The organism is Brevundimonas sp. NIBR10 (assembly GCF_027912515.1).
Lineage (GTDB): Bacteria > Pseudomonadota > Alphaproteobacteria > Caulobacterales > Caulobacteraceae > Brevundimonas.
Genome location: NZ_CP115464.1, coordinates 865,093 through 882,767, shown reverse-complemented (window position 1 = coordinate 882,767; position 17,675 = coordinate 865,093). Strand labels below are relative to the sequence as shown.

The following is a 17,675-nucleotide window of genomic DNA, read 5'->3' as shown; positions in this document are numbered from 1 at the left end:
ATGACGCTTCGCTTCGCGGATCCGGCGCCGGACGCCTATGCCTATCCCCTGCTGATCCGGCATCTGCTGCAAAGCGCCCTGGATGCACGCAGCGGGCGGGAGATCGTGGGATCCGATGGTCGGCGTCACGACTACGTGGCGCTGGCGCACCGCATCGGGCGGCTGGCCGCCGTGCTTTCCGCCCACGGGGTGGATCAGGGCGATGTCGTCGCGGTCCTGGACTGGGACAGCCATCGCTACCTGGAAGCCTATTTCGCGATCCCGATGATGGGAGCGGTGTTGCAGACCGTGAACGTCAGACTGTCGCGGGACCAGATCGCCTACACCCTCAAGGACACCCGGCCGCGCGCAGTGATCGTGCACTCCGACTTCATCGAGGACCTCCTGGCCCTGCGTCCCGCCCTTGGCCCGGACTGCGCGATCATCACCTGCCATGACGGTCACCCCGTCTCGATCGATGATGCCGCTGGGGATTATGAGCGGCTTTTGGCCGCCGGAACCGCGACCTTCGACTTCGTCGATTTCGACGAGAACGCCCTGGCGACGACCTTCCACACCACGGGCACCACGGGCCAGCCCAAGGCTGTGACTTTCAGCCACCGTCAGCTCGTGCTCCACACCCTGGCCGTTGGTTTCGCCATGGGGCAGCAGCCCTATGAACAGGGCCTGTGGCGGGAGTCGGTCTATATGCCCGTCACTCCGATGTTCCATGTCCACGCCTGGGGTCTGCCCTATGTGGCGACCCTGCTGGGGCTGAAACAGGTCTATCCGGGACGTTACTTTCCAGCGCGGCTCCTGGCGCTCAAGCGCGAGGAACGGGTCACCTATTCCCATTGCGTGCCGACCATCCTGCAGATGATGCTGGACGAAGCGGGGCCAGACGCGCAACTCGGCCCCTGGACGATCATCATCGGCGGATCGGCCCTGCCGGAAACCCTGCTGCGCGCCGCCGCCGCCCGAGGCATCACCGCCGTAGCCGGATATGGCATGTCCGAAACCGGACCTGTCCTGACCCTGTCGCGCCATGAGTATGACGACAGCCGGCAGGCGGAGAGCGTCCGCCGATGGGCTGGTCGACCGCTTCCCCTAGTGCAGATACGGCTCCACGACGAAATGGGCCAAGAGGTCTCCGGCGGCGCCAACAGCCAGGGCGAAATCGTCGTCCGCGCGCCTTGGCTGACCCAGTCCTACCCGAACAGCGCAGAGGCCGGGGCGACACTCTGGGAGGGCGGGTGGCTCCACACCCAGGACGTCGCGAGCCGCGAACCGCAAGGCGACATCGTTATCCGCGACCGACTGAAGGACGTGATCAAAACCGGCGGCGAATGGGTCTCGTCCGCCGAGATCGAGGATCTGGCCTTACGGGATCCGGATATTGCCGAAGCCGCCGTTGTGGGCGCCCCCGACCCGCGTTGGGGAGAACGGCCCGTGCTATTCGCCGTCGCCTGTTCCGGCAGAACGCCCGTGTTGAAAACCCTGAAAGACCGGATGTCGCCCCTGGTGGCCGCCGGCCAGCTCAGCCGCTGGGCCGCGCCCGACCGACTGATCCTGGTCGAAGCCCTGCCGCGGACCAGCGTCGGCAAGATCGACAAGAAGCAGCTGCGTCTTCTTCTCGGAGAGGACGTTCTCGACAGCCGGAGCCCCTCATGAGCCTCAAGCCTTCCCCGAGCCCGAGCCGGCGCTCCATCCTGACGGCCGGGACACTCGCCGCCGCCCTCGCCACCCAGTCCCATGCCGCGCCAGCCCCACCGCGCCGCGTCGGCGGCGAGGGGGCGGCGCCTTTTCTCTGGGGCGCGGCCATCGCCGGCCATCAGGTCGAGGGGAACAATGTCGCCAGCGACATCTGGCTGCTGGAACAGGTCAGGCCGACCCTGTTCAGGGAACCGTCGGGCGACGCCTGCGACAGCTTCGAACGCTGGCGAGAAGACCTTCAGATCGTCCGCTCGCTGGATCTGAACGCCTACCGGTTCTCGGTCGAATGGTCGCGGATCGAACCGGCCGAGGGTCAGGTCTCGCGGGCGGCCCTCGACCATTATCGCCGGATCGTTCTCGCCTGCCGCGAGGCGGGCCTGGCGCCCGTCGTCACCCTCAGCCACTTCACCTCCCCGCGCTGGTTCGCCGCCAAGGGGGGCTGGTTCCATCCGGACGCGCCGGCGACCTTCGCACGCCACGCCGAGCGCGTGATCCGCCACCTCGGCGAAGGCGTCAGCCATGTGGTGACCTTCAACGAACCCAATCTCCAGCTTCTGGGCGAATGGGGCCGCACGCCCGATCCCGTCGTCCGCCAGACCATGGCGGACATGCTGGCCGCGGCGGCCCGGGCCAGCGGTTCGGACCGCTTTTCCCTGATGAACACGGGCGATGCGGCGGCCATGGTCGCCCCCGTGCTGGAGGCGCACCGCCTCGCCCGTCAGGCGATCAAGGGGATCCGTCCGGACCTGCCGGTGGGCATGACGATCGCCCTTCCCGACGATCAGGCCGTGGGTCCCGACAGCCGCCTGGAGGACAAGCGGGCGACTGTCTACGCCCCCTTCTTCGCCCAAGCCCGCCACGACGACTTCCTCGGCGTCCAGACCTACAGCCGCAGCCTCATTGGATCCGACGGCCCGCTGCCGGTTCCCGAAGGCGCGGACCGGACCCAGATGGGCGACGAGCTCTACCCGCAGGCCATCGGCGGTTCGATCCGCTACGCCCACGCCCAGACCGGACGCCCCATCCTCGTGACCGAGAACGGACTGGCGACCGAGGACGACGCGCTCAGGGCGCGGTTCATCCCCGCGGCGACGGCGGCCGTCATCGCCGCGCGTGACGAAGGCGTGCCGGTGATCGGCTATCTGCATTGGTCGCTGCTGGACAATTTTGAATGGTTCGCCGGCTATGGGCCGAAGTTCGGCCTGGTGTCGGTGGACCGGACCACGTTCGAACGCACGGTCAAACCCAGCGCCCGGGTTCTCGCCGGGATCGCCCGGCGGGACCTCTCGCGATGAAGGACGCACGTTTCATGCCGACCCGTTTCCTGTCCGCCGCCCTAGCGGCCGCTCTCGTCACGGCGACGTCGCCGGTCCTGGCCCAGTCGCAGGCTCCGGACGCCGTGACGGGCACTGAGCTTTCGACGGCGCACCTGCCGGCGATCGTCATGCCCTACTCCAACTTCGCCAGCCCTGAGGCCCGCGCCCTGGCGGGTCGGCTGATGCACGAACCGCCCTTCGTCTTCGGCGACGACGTCGCCAGGGCCCGCGCCCACTATGGTCGCTACAACGACGACCGCCTCGCGGAGGTGAGAGCCCTTTATGCGACCCGGGACGAGCGACAAACGTTGGGCGGCGTGCCGGTCGACGTCGTGCTGCCAACGCAAGGCGTCTCGGAGCGGAACGCGGATCGCGTGCTGATCAATGTCCATGGCGGCGCCTGGATGTGGGGGTCCGGCAGCGGCGCCCTTGTGGAAGCCATACCCATCGCCGCAGTCGGCCGGATCAAGGTCGTGGCCATCGATTACCGGCTCGCGCCCGAGCATCGATATCCTGCGGCGTCCGAAGATGTCGCAGCCGTCTATCGCGAACTCCTGAAGACCTACCGGCCCGAGAACATCGGCCTCTACGGCTGTTCGGCGGGCGGGGTGGTGGTGGCTCAGGCCACAGCCTGGTTTCAGACCCACAACCTGCCCGTTCCGGGCGCCATCGGCACCTTCTGCGGCACCGGCTCGGGCTATGGCGGCGACAGCGTCTTCCTCGGCCAGGCCACGACGGGCGGTACGGCTCCGCCGCCCGCCGCTGCTGAACGTATCGGCATCCCCAACCCATACATGGAGGGCGTGCCGCTTGATAACCCGGAGGCCTATCCGGCGACTGACGACGCCGTCATCGCTCGATTTCCGCCCACCCTGCTGCTGGCCGGCGGCCGCGACTTCGCTGCCTCCACACTGACGACCATGCACCGTCGCCTTGCCGCGGTCGGGGTGAAGTCCGACCTCTACCTGTTCGACGGCCTGTGGCACGCCTTCTTCGTCTGGCCAGACCTGCCGGAATCGAAGGAGGCCTATGGTCTGATCGCCCGGTTCTTTGACCTAAACCTCGGTGCGGCGCGACCGGCGTCCGTTTCCGGATCCTGAGCCTCGCTTCGTCGCCTCCGGTCGAACGGAGGACGTCCTGGTCCGTTCACACGACGGGCGTGCCTCTACCGGAGATGATCATGATGCGCCTCAGAACACTGCCGCTCGCACGCATTCTGTTGGTCGCCCTGGCCGCCTCGAACCTGGCGGCCCGGGCGCCGGACCAGACCCCGGCCGACCTTTACGGCCCGCTGTTCGAGGCGGTTCAGGCGCAGCGGATCTTTCCGGATGGCAAGACCTTCGTCGACGCCGTCCCCCGCATCGCGGTCGATCGCATCATGGCCGAGTACGCCGCCGCCCCGCCCGCCGACGACGCCGCGCTCAAGGCGTTCGTGGACGCCCGCTTCATCATCCCCGGGACTACGGTTCCAGACACCCCGCCCATGCCCCGGGGCCTCGATCTGAAGGCCCACATCGCCGCCCTCTGGCCCATCCTCACCCGGCCCGCCCTTGCGCCGGAGCCCGGCTCATCGGCCCTCGCCATGCCCGCGCCCTATGTCGTGCCGGGCGGCCGCTTCCGCGAGATCTACTACTGGGACACCTATTTCACGATGCTGGGTTTGAAGGCCGACGGCCAGCAGCCGCTCGTCGAATCCATGCTTGAGAATTTCGAGGCCCTGATCGCCGACCACGGCCATATCCCGAACGGAGCGCGGACCTACTATCTGAGCCGGTCCCAGCCGCCCTTCTTCGCCCTGATGGTTGGCCTGTCGGACCGCGCGGACCCGGAAAGCCGTCGCCGTCAGCTGGCGGCGATGCAGGGTGAGTACGCCTTCTGGATGAAGGGCGCGGAATGCGTCGCGGCCTCCGGGGCCTGCGACCACGTCGTGCGGATGCCGGACGGCTCCCTGCTCAACCGCTACTGGGACGCCCGGGATACGCCGCGCGACGAAAGCTGGGCCGAGGACGTCACCACCGCCCGGGAAGCCGCGGGCCGTCCGGCCGCCGAGGTCTATCGCGACCTTCGCTCCGGCGCCGAGAGCGGCTGGGACTTCAGTTCGCGCTGGTTCGACGATCCGCAAAACATCGCCACCCTGCATACAACCGAGATCGTGCCGGTCGATCTGAACAGCCTGCTCTGGACCTTGGAGCGGACCATCGCCGCCCACTGCCGGGCTCTGGCCGAACGAGCCTGCGTCCGCGACTTCGACCGCCGGGCCGGTGACCGCAAGCGCGCCATGAACCGCTACCTCTGGAGCACCTCGGAACGACGCTTCGGCGACTGGGACCGGCGGACCGGTCGACTGACATCGAATGTCTCGGCCGCCGGCCTCTATCCACTGTTCACGGGATGGGCGAACCGCACCCAGGCGCGCGCGACCGCCCGCCAGACCGATGCCATTCTGATCGCACCCGGGGGCCTGCGGACGACCACCCTGACCACTGGCCAACAGTGGGACGCACCCAACGGCTGGGCTCCGTTACAGTGGGTCGGGGTCGCGGGCCTTGAACGCTACGGGCACAGCGCTGAGGCCAAGACCATAGCCACGCGCTGGCTGGTCACGGTGGACCGCGTCTATCGCGAGACCGGCAAGATGCTCGAGAAATACAATGTCGAGGATCAACGTCCGGGCGGAGGCGGCGAATATCCCCTGCAGGACGGCTTTGGCTGGACCAACGGGGTCTCCCGCATCCTGCTCGATCGCTATCCAGACGCTATGCCCGACGCGGCGCAGGCCGTGCCCTGACATCACCGCCTTCCTTCAGACCGCCTGCCCCTGACCGGAGACCGCGCCATGATCAGCGGCTCCGGCAATGACACCCGCCCGTCGTCGTCGAGCCCAGGCGGCGAGGGCTGTTTGCACCGGTTGGCTTTTGGCCGTTCTTCATCTTGAGGGGCATGACCCGCCAGAACGACGTCCTGGCGCGCAAGCTCGAGTAACTGTTTGCGCTCTCCTGTTTCTGGCGACGCAATCTCGCCGGCCTTATCGCCGCCTGTCTCATCGCTCCCTTCCGGCCACCGCTCTCCTCCATAAAATCGGCCACATTCGCAGACGGTGTGGGCCTGCTGATGATATAAGCCGGGCCCCTGCTGTTCACCTCGGCCGACGCTAGCGCTGTTCAAAGAAGCCGCTCCGGACGGACGGCGATCTCGTAGCAGCAAGCGCCCGATTCTAGACGGCTGCGAGAGGTAGCCGGACCTCGGCGGTCAACCAGTCTCCCGTCCCCAAGTGCACGTCGCCACCGTGGGCTCTAACAAGCGCGGAAGGTGAAAGCCGATTGACTGTCTCGACGCCGGCGTTGCCGCTGCCTCCCCACATGAGAATGCAGCACGACCTTCAAGCTTTTTCCTTGGGTCAGTGCTGATCGTTTCGTTCACAAAGGGTGACGGTAAGCACGTCGCGCATGGTGTGTGGTGCTCGACCGAGCAGGCGTTCCAGGGTCGCATCGGTGGTGGAGAAATCGCCACGGCGAGCAGCACGGAATGTGCCCAGCAGCATCTCGGCATAGATGGCAGGCATACCATCGGCAATCTTCCCATTCCGCCAAGCCTCGTCCGTAACGGTGACGTGGCGAACTTCACGTCCGGTCACCTCCGATGCGATGGACGCGATCTCCGCCATGGTCACGGCTTCGCTAGCCGTCAATGGGGGCGTCACGCCGTCCCATGCGCCTTCGTTCATCAGGATGGCCGCGTCGGCGGCCGCCAAATCGGCGCGCGCCGTCCAACTAATCGGTCCGTCCTCGGGTACGCGCAACTCGCCGCTGCGCAGTCCATCCCCGATCATATAGAGGCAACTTTCGGCATAAAATCCGTGTCGGAGCGCGGTGTAAGCGACTCCGCTGGCCGCAAGGTCCGCCTCGGTTCCAGCGTGTTGATCGGCTGCAAGGAAAGGCGAACCGGCGCGCGCGCCCATATGGCTCGTATAGAGGATACGACGGCAGACACCGGCGTTGCGGGCGGCGTCGATCGCGTTGCGGTGCAGCCGCAGCGCTTCGTCGCCGAGCTTGTCGGCCGAGATCACCAGAACCTGGCTTGCGCCACGGAAAGCGGCTTCAAGGCTTGCCGGATCGGAAAAGTCACCGACACGGACCTCAACGCCCCTGGCGGCGAGGTCGGTCGCCTTGGTGGCGTCCCGCACGCTGGCAATGATCTCGCCCGCCTGGCCGCGGTCCAGCAAGCCCTCGACTACGCCCCGACCCAGTTGTCCTGTCGCTCCAGTCACCACGATCATCGCTGACCCCCTTCGTTATGCCCAACCGACCCAAATTTGTATCGTTGATAACACACAGGCATTATCAACGATAGCCTATATATGCCGGCGATATCACCCAAAGGCGATCAATGATATCGTGCCTCATGGCTGGTGGTTCGGATCGACACGCAACAACACAGGACACACGCGAGCGCGTGCTCGACGCCGCGTCCAAACTGATAGTCCAGGGCGGCATCGCGGCGCTTACAACCCGGGCCGTCGCCGCGGCCGCTTCCGTGCAGCCCCCTGCGTTATACCGCCTGTTCGGCGAGAAACGGGGGCTGCTCAATGCTGTGGCGGAGCGCGGCCTGGCGCCCTTTGTCGCACAGAAAGCGTCAGCCAAACTCCATCCCGATCCGGTGCAAGACCTACGCAACGCTTGGGACGGATTTGTCGCGTTCGGCCTCGCCAACCCCGCAGTGTTCGCTATCATGAACGAGATCGGAGCGCCTGGACCGGCGCCGCCAGCCATGCTCACCGGTATCTCGATCCTGCGCGAGCGAGTCCAGCGCATCGCGCGAAAGGGCCAGCTGAGGATGCCCGTGGAAAGGGCGGTGGCCCTGATCCATGCTGCAGGGGTAGGGACGGTCGCCACGCTGCTCGCCACGCCGGTCAACATGCGGGATTCGCAACTTGCCACCTCAGCATGTGACGCGGTGTTGGCCGCGATTGTCGCAGGGGGGCCAATGCATCCACGCGATGCCGGCATCGCCCCCCTCGCTGTGGCGCTCGCCAATCGCCTTGGTGAAGCGGGCGGGCTGACACCCGGAGAGCGGCTTCTACTTGGGGAGTTGCTGGACCGCCTTTCCGCCGTTTAGGACTTCCATCAGCATGGAAGTGATGGCCGGGGAGCGACGGGCGGCGCCCGGCTGCGTCTGCTTGGGCAGGTTAGACCCGCCGCGCGCCCCATGTGGATGACGCCCTCCGCTAAAGCCGCCGCCCGGCTCACGTCTTCCATGTTCTCCAGCGCGTCGCCAGGCGTCACGCCGGCGGGTTTGAGCCGTGCGACAGCCTCCGCCGAGGGAGCCCACCGTTCTGATGACCTGCCTCAACGAACTCGCGAACGCTCCGGAGCCCGTGGCGCTTGTAGCCAAAGCCCGCATTCCATCCTGGATGTCATGTGAATGCCTGCCCGTCAGAACACGAAGTAATCTGGCTGTCCAAGGTCAGCAAGGAGGCAAGGCTGCTCGGGTTTCCAATCCAGGATCGCGCGCGTCCGGTCGCTGTTCGTCGGCGTGTCGAGGCTCGCGAACGGCGCGAACCATCCGAAATGCTCGCCGGCGGCGCCGGCCGGTATAGAGACCAGGGGCAGGTCGAACCGGTGCGCGATCGCCTGGGCGATGTCCTTTAACGACACGCCCTGTTCGGCGACGGCATGGAACGGTCCGTCACCGGTGTGATTCAGAGCGAGCCGAAAGACCCGCGCGGCGTCGAGCCGATGCACCGCCGGCCAGCGGTTCTGCCCAGCGCCTATATAGGCGGACACACCCTTGTCGCGGGCGATCCCGGCGAGACGCGGCACGAAGCCACGGTCGCCGACGCCGTGCACCGACGGAGCAAGACGCACCGTTGTTGCATGGACGCCGCAACTGCGAAGCTCTTCGACGACGGCCTCGGATGCGCGCGGAAAACTCTCCGTCACCGGCGGCGCCACATCGCACTCGCAGGCCAGGCGACCGGGTGCAAGTAGAGCGACGCCCGAGGTGGCGATCAGCGGCCGGGAGGACCCGTTCAGTTCCGCGCCCAACACCTCGATCGCGCGCTTGTCGGCCGCGCAATTTTCGGCGAAGCGCGACCAGTCGTGGTTGAAGGCGGTGTGGATCACTGCATCGGCCGCCCGCACGGCATCCCGCAACACCTCAACATCTTCAACCGAGCCGGGGACCGCCCGCGCGCCAGCGAGGCCGAGCTTTTCGGCGGCCGCAGGCGAACGGGCGAGCCCGGAAACCTGATGCCCTTCGGCGATGAGATCCTCAACTACGGCGGAGCCGACCCATCCTGTGGCGCCTGTCACGAATATGCGCATGGCATTTGTCCCTCTTCTGACCCCTCCCCAAATTCGGTCGTCACCACGGAACTAGCCATGCCATAAAGCACCGATAGCGTTGTTGATCGTTCAGAATCTCATCAGATGGACCCACTCTCTGACGTGCTCGCGCTCCTCAAGCTCCGCAGCTACGTGTCGGGGGGCTTTGATGCGGGCGGAGACTGGGCGATCAGTTTCGGGCCGCATGAGGGAATCAAGTTCCACGCCGTATTGACCGGGTCGTGCTGGGTGTGGGTCGATGGCGAACTGCCGACGCAGGTAAGCGCTGGCGAATGTTATTTGCTTCCCCGGGGGCGGCCGTTCCGCATTGCGAGTGATCTCTCCGTAGAGCCTCTGCCCGTAAGCTCGATTGTGTCGCCACAGCCCAACGGCGGCATCCGTAGCTACAATGGCGGCGGGGATTATCTGAGCATCGGCGGCTATTTCACGCTGTTGGACGGGCACTCCGAGTTTATTGTGAACGCCCTCCCGCCGCTGCTGCACATCCGTGACGAGCCCGGCAGCGCGACCTTACGCTGGTGCGTCGAGCGCATGCGGCAAGAGCTTGTCGAAGGCCAGCCCGGCGATTTCATTGTCGCTCAGCAACTGGCAACGATCGTGCTCGTGCAGGTGCTCCGGCTTTATCTTTCCGAACGGCCGCCTGAAGGCGCTGGATGGCTCGTCGCGCTCGCAGACAAGCGGTTGCGCGCGGCCATCGCCGGGATGCACGGGGAGCCGGGACAGCGGTGGACGCTCCAGAGCCTTGCCAAGGTGGCGGGGATGTCGCGCACCGCTTTCGCGGTGACCTTCAAAGAGGTGGTCGGCATCACCCCTATCGAGTACCTGACCCGCTGGCGCATGTTGCAGGCGGCAGACCGATTGACCACCTCACGGCAGTCGCTTGCCGAAATCGGATCGGCGCTCGGCTATGAATCCGAGAAGTCCTTCAGCACGGCGTTCAAGCGGGTGATGCACTGCTCGCCGCGGCAATACGGTCGTCGACAACAGAAACCAAGAGTCTTGGGGGCCGCTTGGGTTTAAGGGATGGCTCGACCGTCCCCGACGAGATCGCACTGAACCCGTCGCATTTCAGCGCGCATAACGCCTTGCAAAGTCTTTCGACGCTCCTGCGCAATATGCCCCACCGCGGGCAGCACCACTGCGGCAAGCCCTCGCGCGCCGGCTGCCAGGGTAAGAGAGGGGCCGCGCAGATGCGCACGGGCGCGTTGGCGCCCTCCGACGCCGGCGCGCCCAACGAAATCCGGCCTGCAAGTGAACTGTGACATCGTGGCCGGGACGGCCTTTGCCGCCTGGAGGCGAAGGGCTTCACCTTGGGACAAGGCGAGCGACAGAGCGCCCGACGTTGTCGCCTTCGCCTCGGCGAACGACGACCATCCCCGCACTCTATAACCGGCGGCAGACCGAACTGCCTTGCCTGAGCAACAGCACTGCGCAGTCGAAGAACGGCATCGACATGGCCCAACCGGACATAGCGCACCAGGAAAGCCGGAGCGCTAGATCCGGGATGACCTGAAAGGTCGATGTCTTCGGCGCGATCTGGCCGAAAAACAGCAGCGCCCTCCGAGCAAGGTCGCACCCTCTATCCAAGGTGCGCCGCGCCGTGAGCCGTTCAGACTTGCATATCCTTTTCCCACCAGCCTCGGGTGTTCAGGTTCGTGGCGTCGGCGAGAGCTTCCAACTCCGCAATATCTTCGCTGGAGAGGGAAAGGCGGGTCGCGCGGACCAGAGCATCGACGTGAGAGGGCTTGGTCACACCAATGATCGGCGTCGCGCCCTTGGCGATGGCCCAGGCTACCGCGACATCGGGCGCTGCCGCACCGTGGTTCTGCCCGATCGCGGCGAGTTTGTCCGTTAGCACCTGCAGCTGCGGCAGGATGCCATTGTAGATCTTCGCCCGGTCGCTGCCTTCCGGCAACGGGTTTTCGCGGCTGTATTTGCCGCTCAGGGCGCCCTGTTCGAGCACCATATAGGCGAAGAACGGAATGCCTTGGTTGCGGCAATAGTCGAGGATGCCGGCATTCTCCGAGCTGCGGTAGAGAAGGCTGTAATGGTTTTGGACGGCTTCGATCCTGAACCCGGCTTCTCCGAGAATCTGATTGGCGAGCCCGATCTCGCCCAGGTTATGATTCGAGACGCCGACATGCTTGACCTTCCCGCTCCTCAGCAACGGGATCAGGCGGGGAGTCCACCGCGCGACATCGGCCGGGTTATGTATCCAGTAGAGGTCTACGCTATCGGCGCCGAGGCGCGCCAGACTCTGCTCCAGCATGTCGCCCATCGGATCATCGCCGGCCCCGGCAGCCTGTGGGGTGAATTTCGTCGAGAGCTGGTAGTCGCTGCGCGCAAAGCGCTTCAGGACCTCTCCAAGTACAGTTTCTGAACGGCCCATCCCGTAGACCACGGCAGTATCCCACAGGGCGAAGCCAGCCGCGTGCGCCTTGTCTGCGATCTCTTGCAGGCCAACTCGAGTCAAGGAACTGCCGAAATAACCGTCGCCAGTCTCCCCGCTATCGCCCCAGGCCCAGGTTCCCAGTGCGATCCTGGGAAGGTTCAGATTATCGCTTGTCATGTTCGCACCTTGTTTGTTCCGCCGCTCGGCCGCTGTGACCCATGAGCGCTGACATCATGATGCGCGGCGACGCCGAACCATCAGCCCGATGCACCGGCATTACTGCACGATCCTCCAGATATCGCACATCGCACTCATCGCGTTCTGGTCGCACCCATGCGATAGTTCGCCTGATGAGTATTCCGCCCAGAAATTTGGAAACCACTAGAGAAATCGCTTCCTTAATTGCCCGGCACGCCTCGAGGGACGGCTTCCACGCCACCCCGATCGCGGGGTTGACGCTTGCGCGATCCTCGACGGTGACCATGCCGATGCCGAATGTTTACCGCCCGCAAATGTGCCTGGTCGCGCAGGGGCAAAAGGAGGTCACGCTGGGCGACCACGTGTTTCGATATGCACCGGGCCGCTATGGGATCGTGACCTACGACCTGCCGGTGACCGGCTATGTCGTCGAAGCGACGCCAGACAAGCCATACCTCTGCCTGTTCCTCGACTTCGATCCGATCATGCTGGGGCAGTTGGCGTTGCGCGTGCCTCCGCCCCCGGGAACACCTGCCCAGCCCATAGGCAAGACAGTATCCGACGCAGGCGGCGGCCTGCTCGAGGCCTCGCTGCGCCTGCTGCGACTTCTCGACGATCCGGTCGCTTTGGCCGTTCTCGGACCGCTTGCCGAGCAGGAAATTCTCTATCGCCTGCTCGCCGGCCCGAACGGCGCCAGAATGCGCCACATCACCTCCAGTCAAGGTCGGGTGGCCCAGGTCGGCCGCGCCATCGCCTGGATCGGGAAGCACTTCCGGGAACGGTTCAGCATCGACCGGCTTGCTGCGGAAGTGGGCATGAGCCCGTCAGGCCTGCACGAGCATTTTCGCGCCGTGACAGCGATGACCCCGCTGCAATTCCAGAAGCAGCTCCGGCTACAGGACGCGCGCAGCCTGATGCTGATCGAGGACATCGACGTCGCGACGGCCGCCCTCCGTGTGGGTTACGAAAGTCCTTCGCAGTTCAGTCGCGAATATCGACGACATTTTGGGGAACCGCCCGCGCGCGACATCTCCCGATTGCGCGCTTCGCCGGGCTTGGCTGTGGTCTCCTGAGCTCAACTGGCCAAGCGGCGGAAGGGTTTCGTCCTGCACGGAGTCACCCCGGATTAACCCTATAGGCAACCGGATGTCTGGCCGTTTCCATCCTTGGCCCCTGCGCAAAAAGCGGTGCAGAGGCAGGCGTCCAGGGAAGGGGCGCGCGGTGCGGCGTCGGGCTCCGCCCCGTACGAGAAGCGGCTGAATAGCGGGATTGAGACATCCGGTCGACGTCTCGTCGCTGAAGTCTTGATCCAGCCGGGAGCATGGCCTGAGAGCCACGCGCGAAAGCGAAGCTAGATGACGATGAGAATGCTATCGCTACGGTCCGCGAGGCAGGGGATTCGTGAGACCCGATTGACGAGGACAAACGTCTCGACGCCGGGCTCCTTCCACAGCCCGGATGGCCAAGGTGCGCTGACCGGCTTCAACGCCGTGTCTTTGGCCACCCCTTGCGCTCGCGATCCTCTCGCACCCGCCCAAACTTGCTATCCGTTCAAATACCGACGCCGCAGACGATCTGCGGAGGTGAGGATAGCGCCTTGGCGGTTGCCGCTGTCTCATGAGCGTGTCTCGTCGGGGGTCTCCCTTTCCGGGGCCGCGACCATCGTGGCGGCCACGGCGGCGATCCGTTGCGCCATTTCCCCGGCTGTCTCGGTGGGCCTGTCGTGACGTAGCCAGCGCACCATGAGCCACATCGCTCCGCCGGCCATGACCGCCATGAGATCGCTCTTGCGAGCCGCCTGGCGGCGGGCGGCCAATTCGAAGGCGTCAGGCAGGAAGCGCCCGGAGAGGAACGAGACGATCTCTTCGAAAAACGCCGCATTGCCGGCTCCGTCGAGCACCCGCAGGTAGAATGACCGGTGTCCGTGCAGATGCTCAATCACAGGCAACGCTACCTCTGCCACATGCCCAACGATGGTCGGCGCGGTGATCTCGAGTTGCTCCGGAAACGGCTCGGGTATCGGGAAGGCTTCGTCCAGACGCGCCAGCGCTACCCGGCGCGCAGCGTCAGGAATATCAGCGAAATGCTGGTAAAATGTCGGCCGGGTCACCCCCGCCGCCTGGACCAGCGCGGTGATCGAAATCTCTTCCACCGGCTGCGCGTCGACCAGTTCGAGAAGGGCGACGTGAAGCGCCTTCAGGCTGCGCTGGAAACGCGGGTCATCTTCTCGCGGATGGCGTGGGTTCGCGACAGGCACTTTACAAATCCGCTTCTGGTATCTATTTTACGTTCGTAAATTATAACGAGCTGACTGTCCCGTCAATCCGACCCGCTTCTTGAGGAGAGCCCATGTCCAGCCAGCAGAATGTTCCCCAGCCTCCCGTGAAGCTGATCGTCGGCAACCTCGCCCAGATCGACGCTCGGGCGCCGGTCCAGGGTTTCATGGAGCTTTCTCGCAAGTACGGCCCGTTCTTCAAGATGCAGATATTCGATCGCACGGTGTACATCGCCAGCTCGCAGGAACTGGTCAACGAGTTGTGCGACGAATCCCGGTTCAACAAGCGCGTCCATCCGCCGCTCGAAGAGATCCGCGCCTTCGCAAAGGACGGGTTGTTCACCGCCTATAGCGAAGAGCCTAACTGGGCCAAGGCGCACCGCATCCTGATGCCCGCCTTCGGCCCCATCGGCGTGCGCGGCATGTTCGACCAGATGCTCGATATCGCCGACCAGATGTTCGTGCGCTGGGAGCGCTTCGGCCCGGGCACGGTAATTGATGTGCCGGACAATATGACCCGCCTGACGCTGGATACGATCGCGCTTTGCGCCTTCGACTACCGCTTCAACAGTTTCTACCAGGACGAAATGCACCCTTTCGTCGGCGCGATGGTGGGCGCGCTGAGTGAGAGTGGGCAGCGGTCGCGTCGGCCGAAGCTGGTAAGCAACCTGATGCTGTCGACCGCCCGGCAGTATCAGGCCGACGCCGACCTGATGCACGGCGTCGCCAGACAGTTGATAGACGAGCGTCGGCGGGACCCGAAGGGCGCCGAGAAAAAGGACCTGCTCAACCTGATGCTGGATGGCGTCGATCCGGAGACCGGGGAAAAGCTCAGCGACGAGAACATCGGCTATCAGATGATCACCTTCCTGATCGCCGGGCACGAGACGACCAGTGGCCTTCTGTCCTTCGCGACCTATTTGCTGCTCAAGAATCCCGAGGCCCTGCAGAAGGCCCGCGCCATTGTCGATGACGTGCTGGGGGACGAGATGCCCCGCATCGAGCATCTGGCCCAGCTACGCTATATCGAGCAGATTTTGATGGAGAGCCTGCGCCTCTGGCCGACGGCGGCCGTGTTCGGCGTGAAGCCGCTGGAGGACATGATACTGGCCGGCAAGTATCCGCTGACGACGGAGGATACGGTGCTGATCCTCGAACCGATGCTGCACCGCGATCCCAAGGTCTGGGAGGAGCCGGAGACATTTCGCCCGGAGCGTTTCGCGCCGGAGAATGCCGAGAAGCTGCCGCCAAACGCCTGGAAGCCGTTCGGCAGCGGCGCTCGCGCCTGCATCGGCCGTCCCTTCGCCATGCAGGAGGCGCAGCTGGTTCTGGCGATGATGCTCCAGCGCTTCGACTTCGTGTTCGACGATCCGTCCTACCAGCTCAAGGTGCATGAAACGCTGACACTCAAACCCGAGAACCTGAAGATCCGGGCACGGGCGCGTCGCTCCTCGGCCACGCTGGCCCGAGGCGGGTCGATTACGCGCGAGTTGCCGGTGCTCACGCCGCCGGCCGCAGCCGACAAGACGCTGGACGCCGATGCGCCACGTCTCCTGGTCCTCTACGGCTCCAATACAGGCTCCTCGGAAGCCTTTGCCAACCGCATCGCAGGCGAAGCGGCCGGACATGGCTTCGCCGCGACCGCCGCGCCGATGGACGATTTTGCCGGCAATCTGCCGAAGAACGGCGCACTGGTCGTCGTCACCGCCTCCTACGAAGGCCAGCCGCCGGACAATGCCCGCCAGTTTGTCGCCAATGTCGAGGCGCTGAACGCCGATGACCTTTCCGGCGTCAGGTTCGCGGTCTTTGGCTGCGGCAACCGCCAATGGGCGCGGACCTATCAGGCGATCCCCAAGCGCGTCGACGCCGCCCTCGAAAAAGCCGGAGGCGTGCGCATCGCCGTTCGCGGCGAAGCGGATTCGGGCGGCGATTTTTTCGGCGCCTTCGACGAATGGTATGCCACGTTCTGGCCAGCCGCCTCCCAAGCCTTCGGCAAGGAAGCTGTGTCCCTCGAAACCGCCAGCAAGCTGGAAGTGTCTTTCGTCCGGGGCGGGCGCGAAAGCATGCTTCGGCTTGGCGATCTCAAACAGGGCGTTGTGATCGAGAACCGGGAACTGGTCGACATGAGCGCGACCGATGCCCGCTCCAAGCGCCACATCGCCTTCTCGCTGCCCGAGGGCATGAGCTATCAGGCCGGCGACTATCTCGCCGTTCTGGCGCGCAATCCGGCCAGCCTCGTCGACCGCGTGCTGCGTCGCTTCGGGCTATCTCACGACACCCAGATCGTCATCTCGGGCGCCTCGGGAGCCACCGGCCTGCCTACGGGCCATCCGGTTGCGTGCGGCGACCTGCTCGAAAGCTATGTCGAGCTTGCACAGCCCGCCACCCGGGCACAGGTCGCGACCCTTGCCGCCGCCACCCGCTGCCCGCCGGAAAAGCTCCCGCTCGATAGGTTGGCCCAGGAGACATACGAGGACGAGGTGCTTGGAAAGCGCCTGAGCGTCATCGACCTGCTCGACCGCTTCCAGGCGTGTGAGCTCGACTTCGCGGGCTACCTTTCCATGCTGCCGCCGATGAAGGCGCGGCAATACTCGATCTCCTCCTCACCCCTTTGGAAGCCGGACGCCGTCACGCTGACGGTGGCTGTGGTCGACGCGCCAGCCCTGTCGGGGCATGGTCGCTATCAGGGCGTGGCTTCCAGCTACCTTGCTTCGCTGGAGCCGGGCGACCGCGTCTCAATCGCCGTGCGGCCCTCAAATGCCCGTTTCCATCCGCCGGCCGACCCGAAAACGCCGATGATCATGATCTGTGCAGGCTCTGGCATCGCCCCGTTTCGCGGCTTCCTGCAGGACCGCGCGGCACAGAAGGCCGGCGGGCAGGAGATCGGGCCATCGCTGCTGTTGTTCGGGACAAACCACCCCGACGTCGACTATCTCTATCATGACGAGTTGTCTGAATGGGAGCGCGACGGCGTCGTGGAGGTGCTGCCCGCCTTCAGCCTCCAGCCCGAACACGACGTCAAGTTCGTGCAGCATCGCGTCTGGGCGGCGCGCGAGCGCATCGCGGAGTTGTTCAAGAGCGGCGCGACCGTCTTCGTTTGCGGCGACGGCAGACAGATGGCCCCGGCTGTGCGCGAGACACTCATCCGCATCTATCGGGAGACAACCGGCGCCACGGAATCCGAAGCCGACCATTGGGCGGATGAGATCGAACGCGAGCACGGCAGATATGTCGCTGATGTGTTCGCTTGACCGCGGAGGTGCACAGGCGGACGGGCGTGGGACCTAGAAGACGTGACTGTCCTTCCCCGCCCGGGTTTGCGGCCTTGCTGCGTCCATGAGCCTTCCACAACGGGTCTTGGCGGCAGCAGTTTGAGCAAAAATCTCTACCCCCCTGAGATAGAGAATTAATTTCCGGGGTTTGGAGCGAAATCTGAATCTGCCTTTTCCAGGGTATGC

Annotated in this window: 12 protein-coding genes; 8 read left to right on the top strand and 4 right to left on the bottom strand. The window is 65.2% G+C overall.

What is annotated here, in order from left to right; translation table 11 throughout:
• The 4 genes from O5K39_RS04180 (at nt 1) to treF (ending at nt 5,796) form a co-directional block, all read left to right on the top strand.
• The gene (locus O5K39_RS04180; RefSeq protein WP_271146031.1) at nt 1-1,650 is read left to right on the top strand and encodes a long-chain-fatty-acid--CoA ligase; all 1,650 of its coding nucleotides are present in this window, start codon (nt 1-3) and stop codon (nt 1,648-1,650) included.
• Nucleotides 1,647-2,987 carry a family 1 glycosylhydrolase gene (locus O5K39_RS04175; RefSeq protein WP_271146030.1) on the top strand — a complete coding sequence of 447 codons (1,341 nt, stop codon included), beginning with the start codon at nt 1,647-1,649 and terminating at the stop codon, nt 2,985-2,987. Before O5K39_RS04180 ends, O5K39_RS04175 begins: the two co-directional genes overlap by 4 nt.
• A 14-nt stretch (nt 2,988-3,001) precedes the next feature.
• Nucleotides 3,002-4,108 (top strand): alpha/beta hydrolase fold domain-containing protein, encoded by a 1,107-nt coding sequence (locus O5K39_RS04170; protein WP_271146029.1) that lies wholly within the window; start codon nt 3,002-3,004, stop codon nt 4,106-4,108.
• A gap of 80 nt (nt 4,109-4,188) precedes the next feature.
• Nucleotides 4,189-5,796, top strand: a complete 1,608-nt coding sequence (treF, locus tag O5K39_RS04165) for an alpha,alpha-trehalase TreF (RefSeq protein ID WP_271146028.1) — start codon at nt 4,189-4,191, stop codon at nt 5,794-5,796.
• 609 nt (nt 5,797-6,405) lie between these two features.
• Here the strand turns inward: treF and O5K39_RS04160 are convergent.
• Nucleotides 6,406-7,284, bottom strand: coding sequence for an SDR family oxidoreductase (locus tag O5K39_RS04160; protein WP_271146027.1), 879 nt, complete (start codon nt 7,282-7,284; stop codon nt 6,406-6,408).
• A gap of 176 nt (nt 7,285-7,460) precedes the next feature.
• On the opposite strand from O5K39_RS04160, the gene O5K39_RS04155 reads away from it, so the two are divergent.
• Nucleotides 7,461-8,123 (top strand): TetR/AcrR family transcriptional regulator, encoded by a 663-nt coding sequence (locus O5K39_RS04155; RefSeq protein WP_271146026.1) that lies wholly within the window; start codon nt 7,461-7,463, stop codon nt 8,121-8,123.
• A 317-nt stretch (nt 8,124-8,440) separates the two neighbouring features.
• Here O5K39_RS04155 and O5K39_RS04150 read toward each other — a convergent pair whose 3' ends face one another.
• On the bottom strand, nt 8,441-9,331 hold the full coding sequence (locus tag O5K39_RS04150; protein ID WP_271146025.1) for an SDR family oxidoreductase: 891 nt from the start codon (nt 9,329-9,331) through the stop codon (nt 8,441-8,443).
• Between the two features lie 105 nt (nt 9,332-9,436).
• On the opposite strand from O5K39_RS04150, the gene O5K39_RS04145 reads away from it, so the two are divergent.
• Entirely contained in the window at nt 9,437-10,372 is a 936-nt protein-coding gene (locus tag O5K39_RS04145; RefSeq protein ID WP_271146024.1) for an AraC family transcriptional regulator, read from the top strand.
• Between the two features lie 589 nt (nt 10,373-10,961).
• Here the strand turns inward: O5K39_RS04145 and O5K39_RS04140 are convergent.
• Complete coding sequence (locus O5K39_RS04140; protein WP_271146023.1) at nt 10,962-11,921, bottom strand: aldo/keto reductase; 960 nt, start codon at nt 11,919-11,921, stop codon at nt 10,962-10,964.
• 173 nt (nt 11,922-12,094) lie between these two features.
• On the opposite strand from O5K39_RS04140, the gene O5K39_RS04135 reads away from it, so the two are divergent.
• A complete protein-coding gene (locus O5K39_RS04135) occupies nt 12,095-13,015 on the top strand; it encodes an AraC family transcriptional regulator (protein WP_271146022.1) in 921 nt (306 codons plus the stop codon).
• 542 nt (nt 13,016-13,557) lie between these two features.
• On the opposite strand, the gene O5K39_RS04130 is transcribed toward O5K39_RS04135, so the two are convergent.
• A complete protein-coding gene (locus tag O5K39_RS04130; protein WP_271146021.1) occupies nt 13,558-14,199 on the bottom strand; it encodes a TetR family transcriptional regulator in 642 nt (213 codons plus the stop codon).
• A gap of 92 nt (nt 14,200-14,291) precedes the next feature.
• On the opposite strand from O5K39_RS04130, the gene O5K39_RS04125 reads away from it, so the two are divergent.
• Nucleotides 14,292-17,468: a cytochrome P450 gene (locus O5K39_RS04125; RefSeq protein ID WP_271146020.1), complete on the top strand. Its 3,177-nt coding sequence runs from the start codon at nt 14,292-14,294 to the stop codon at nt 17,466-17,468.
• Nucleotides 17,469-17,675: the final 207 nt, after the last annotated feature.

Excerpts from the sequence above, each read along its gene's own strand:
- O5K39_RS04170 (WP_271146029.1), top strand. The coding sequence starts at position 3,002 with ATGCCGACCCGTTTCCTGTCCGCCGCCCTAGCGGCCGCTCTCGTCACG.
- O5K39_RS04140 (WP_271146023.1), bottom strand. The coding sequence starts at position 11,921 with ATGACAAGCGATAATCTGAACCTTCCCAGGATCGCACTGGGAACCTGG.
- O5K39_RS04135 (WP_271146022.1), top strand. The coding sequence starts at position 12,095 with ATGAGTATTCCGCCCAGAAATTTGGAAACCACTAGAGAAATCGCTTCC.
- O5K39_RS04125 (WP_271146020.1), top strand. The coding sequence starts at position 14,292 with ATGTCCAGCCAGCAGAATGTTCCCCAGCCTCCCGTGAAGCTGATCGTC.
- O5K39_RS04150 (WP_271146025.1), bottom strand. The coding sequence starts at position 9,331 with ATGCGCATATTCGTGACAGGCGCCACAGGATGGGTCGGCTCCGCCGTA.
- O5K39_RS04160 (WP_271146027.1), bottom strand. The coding sequence starts at position 7,284 with ATGATCGTGGTGACTGGAGCGACAGGACAACTGGGTCGGGGCGTAGTC.
- O5K39_RS04145 (WP_271146024.1), top strand. The coding sequence starts at position 9,437 with ATGGACCCACTCTCTGACGTGCTCGCGCTCCTCAAGCTCCGCAGCTAC.
- treF (WP_271146028.1), top strand. The coding sequence starts at position 4,189 with ATGATGCGCCTCAGAACACTGCCGCTCGCACGCATTCTGTTGGTCGCC.
- O5K39_RS04180 (WP_271146031.1), top strand. The coding sequence starts at position 1 with ATGACGCTTCGCTTCGCGGATCCGGCGCCGGACGCCTATGCCTATCCC.
- O5K39_RS04175 (WP_271146030.1), top strand. The coding sequence starts at position 1,647 with ATGAGCCTCAAGCCTTCCCCGAGCCCGAGCCGGCGCTCCATCCTGACG.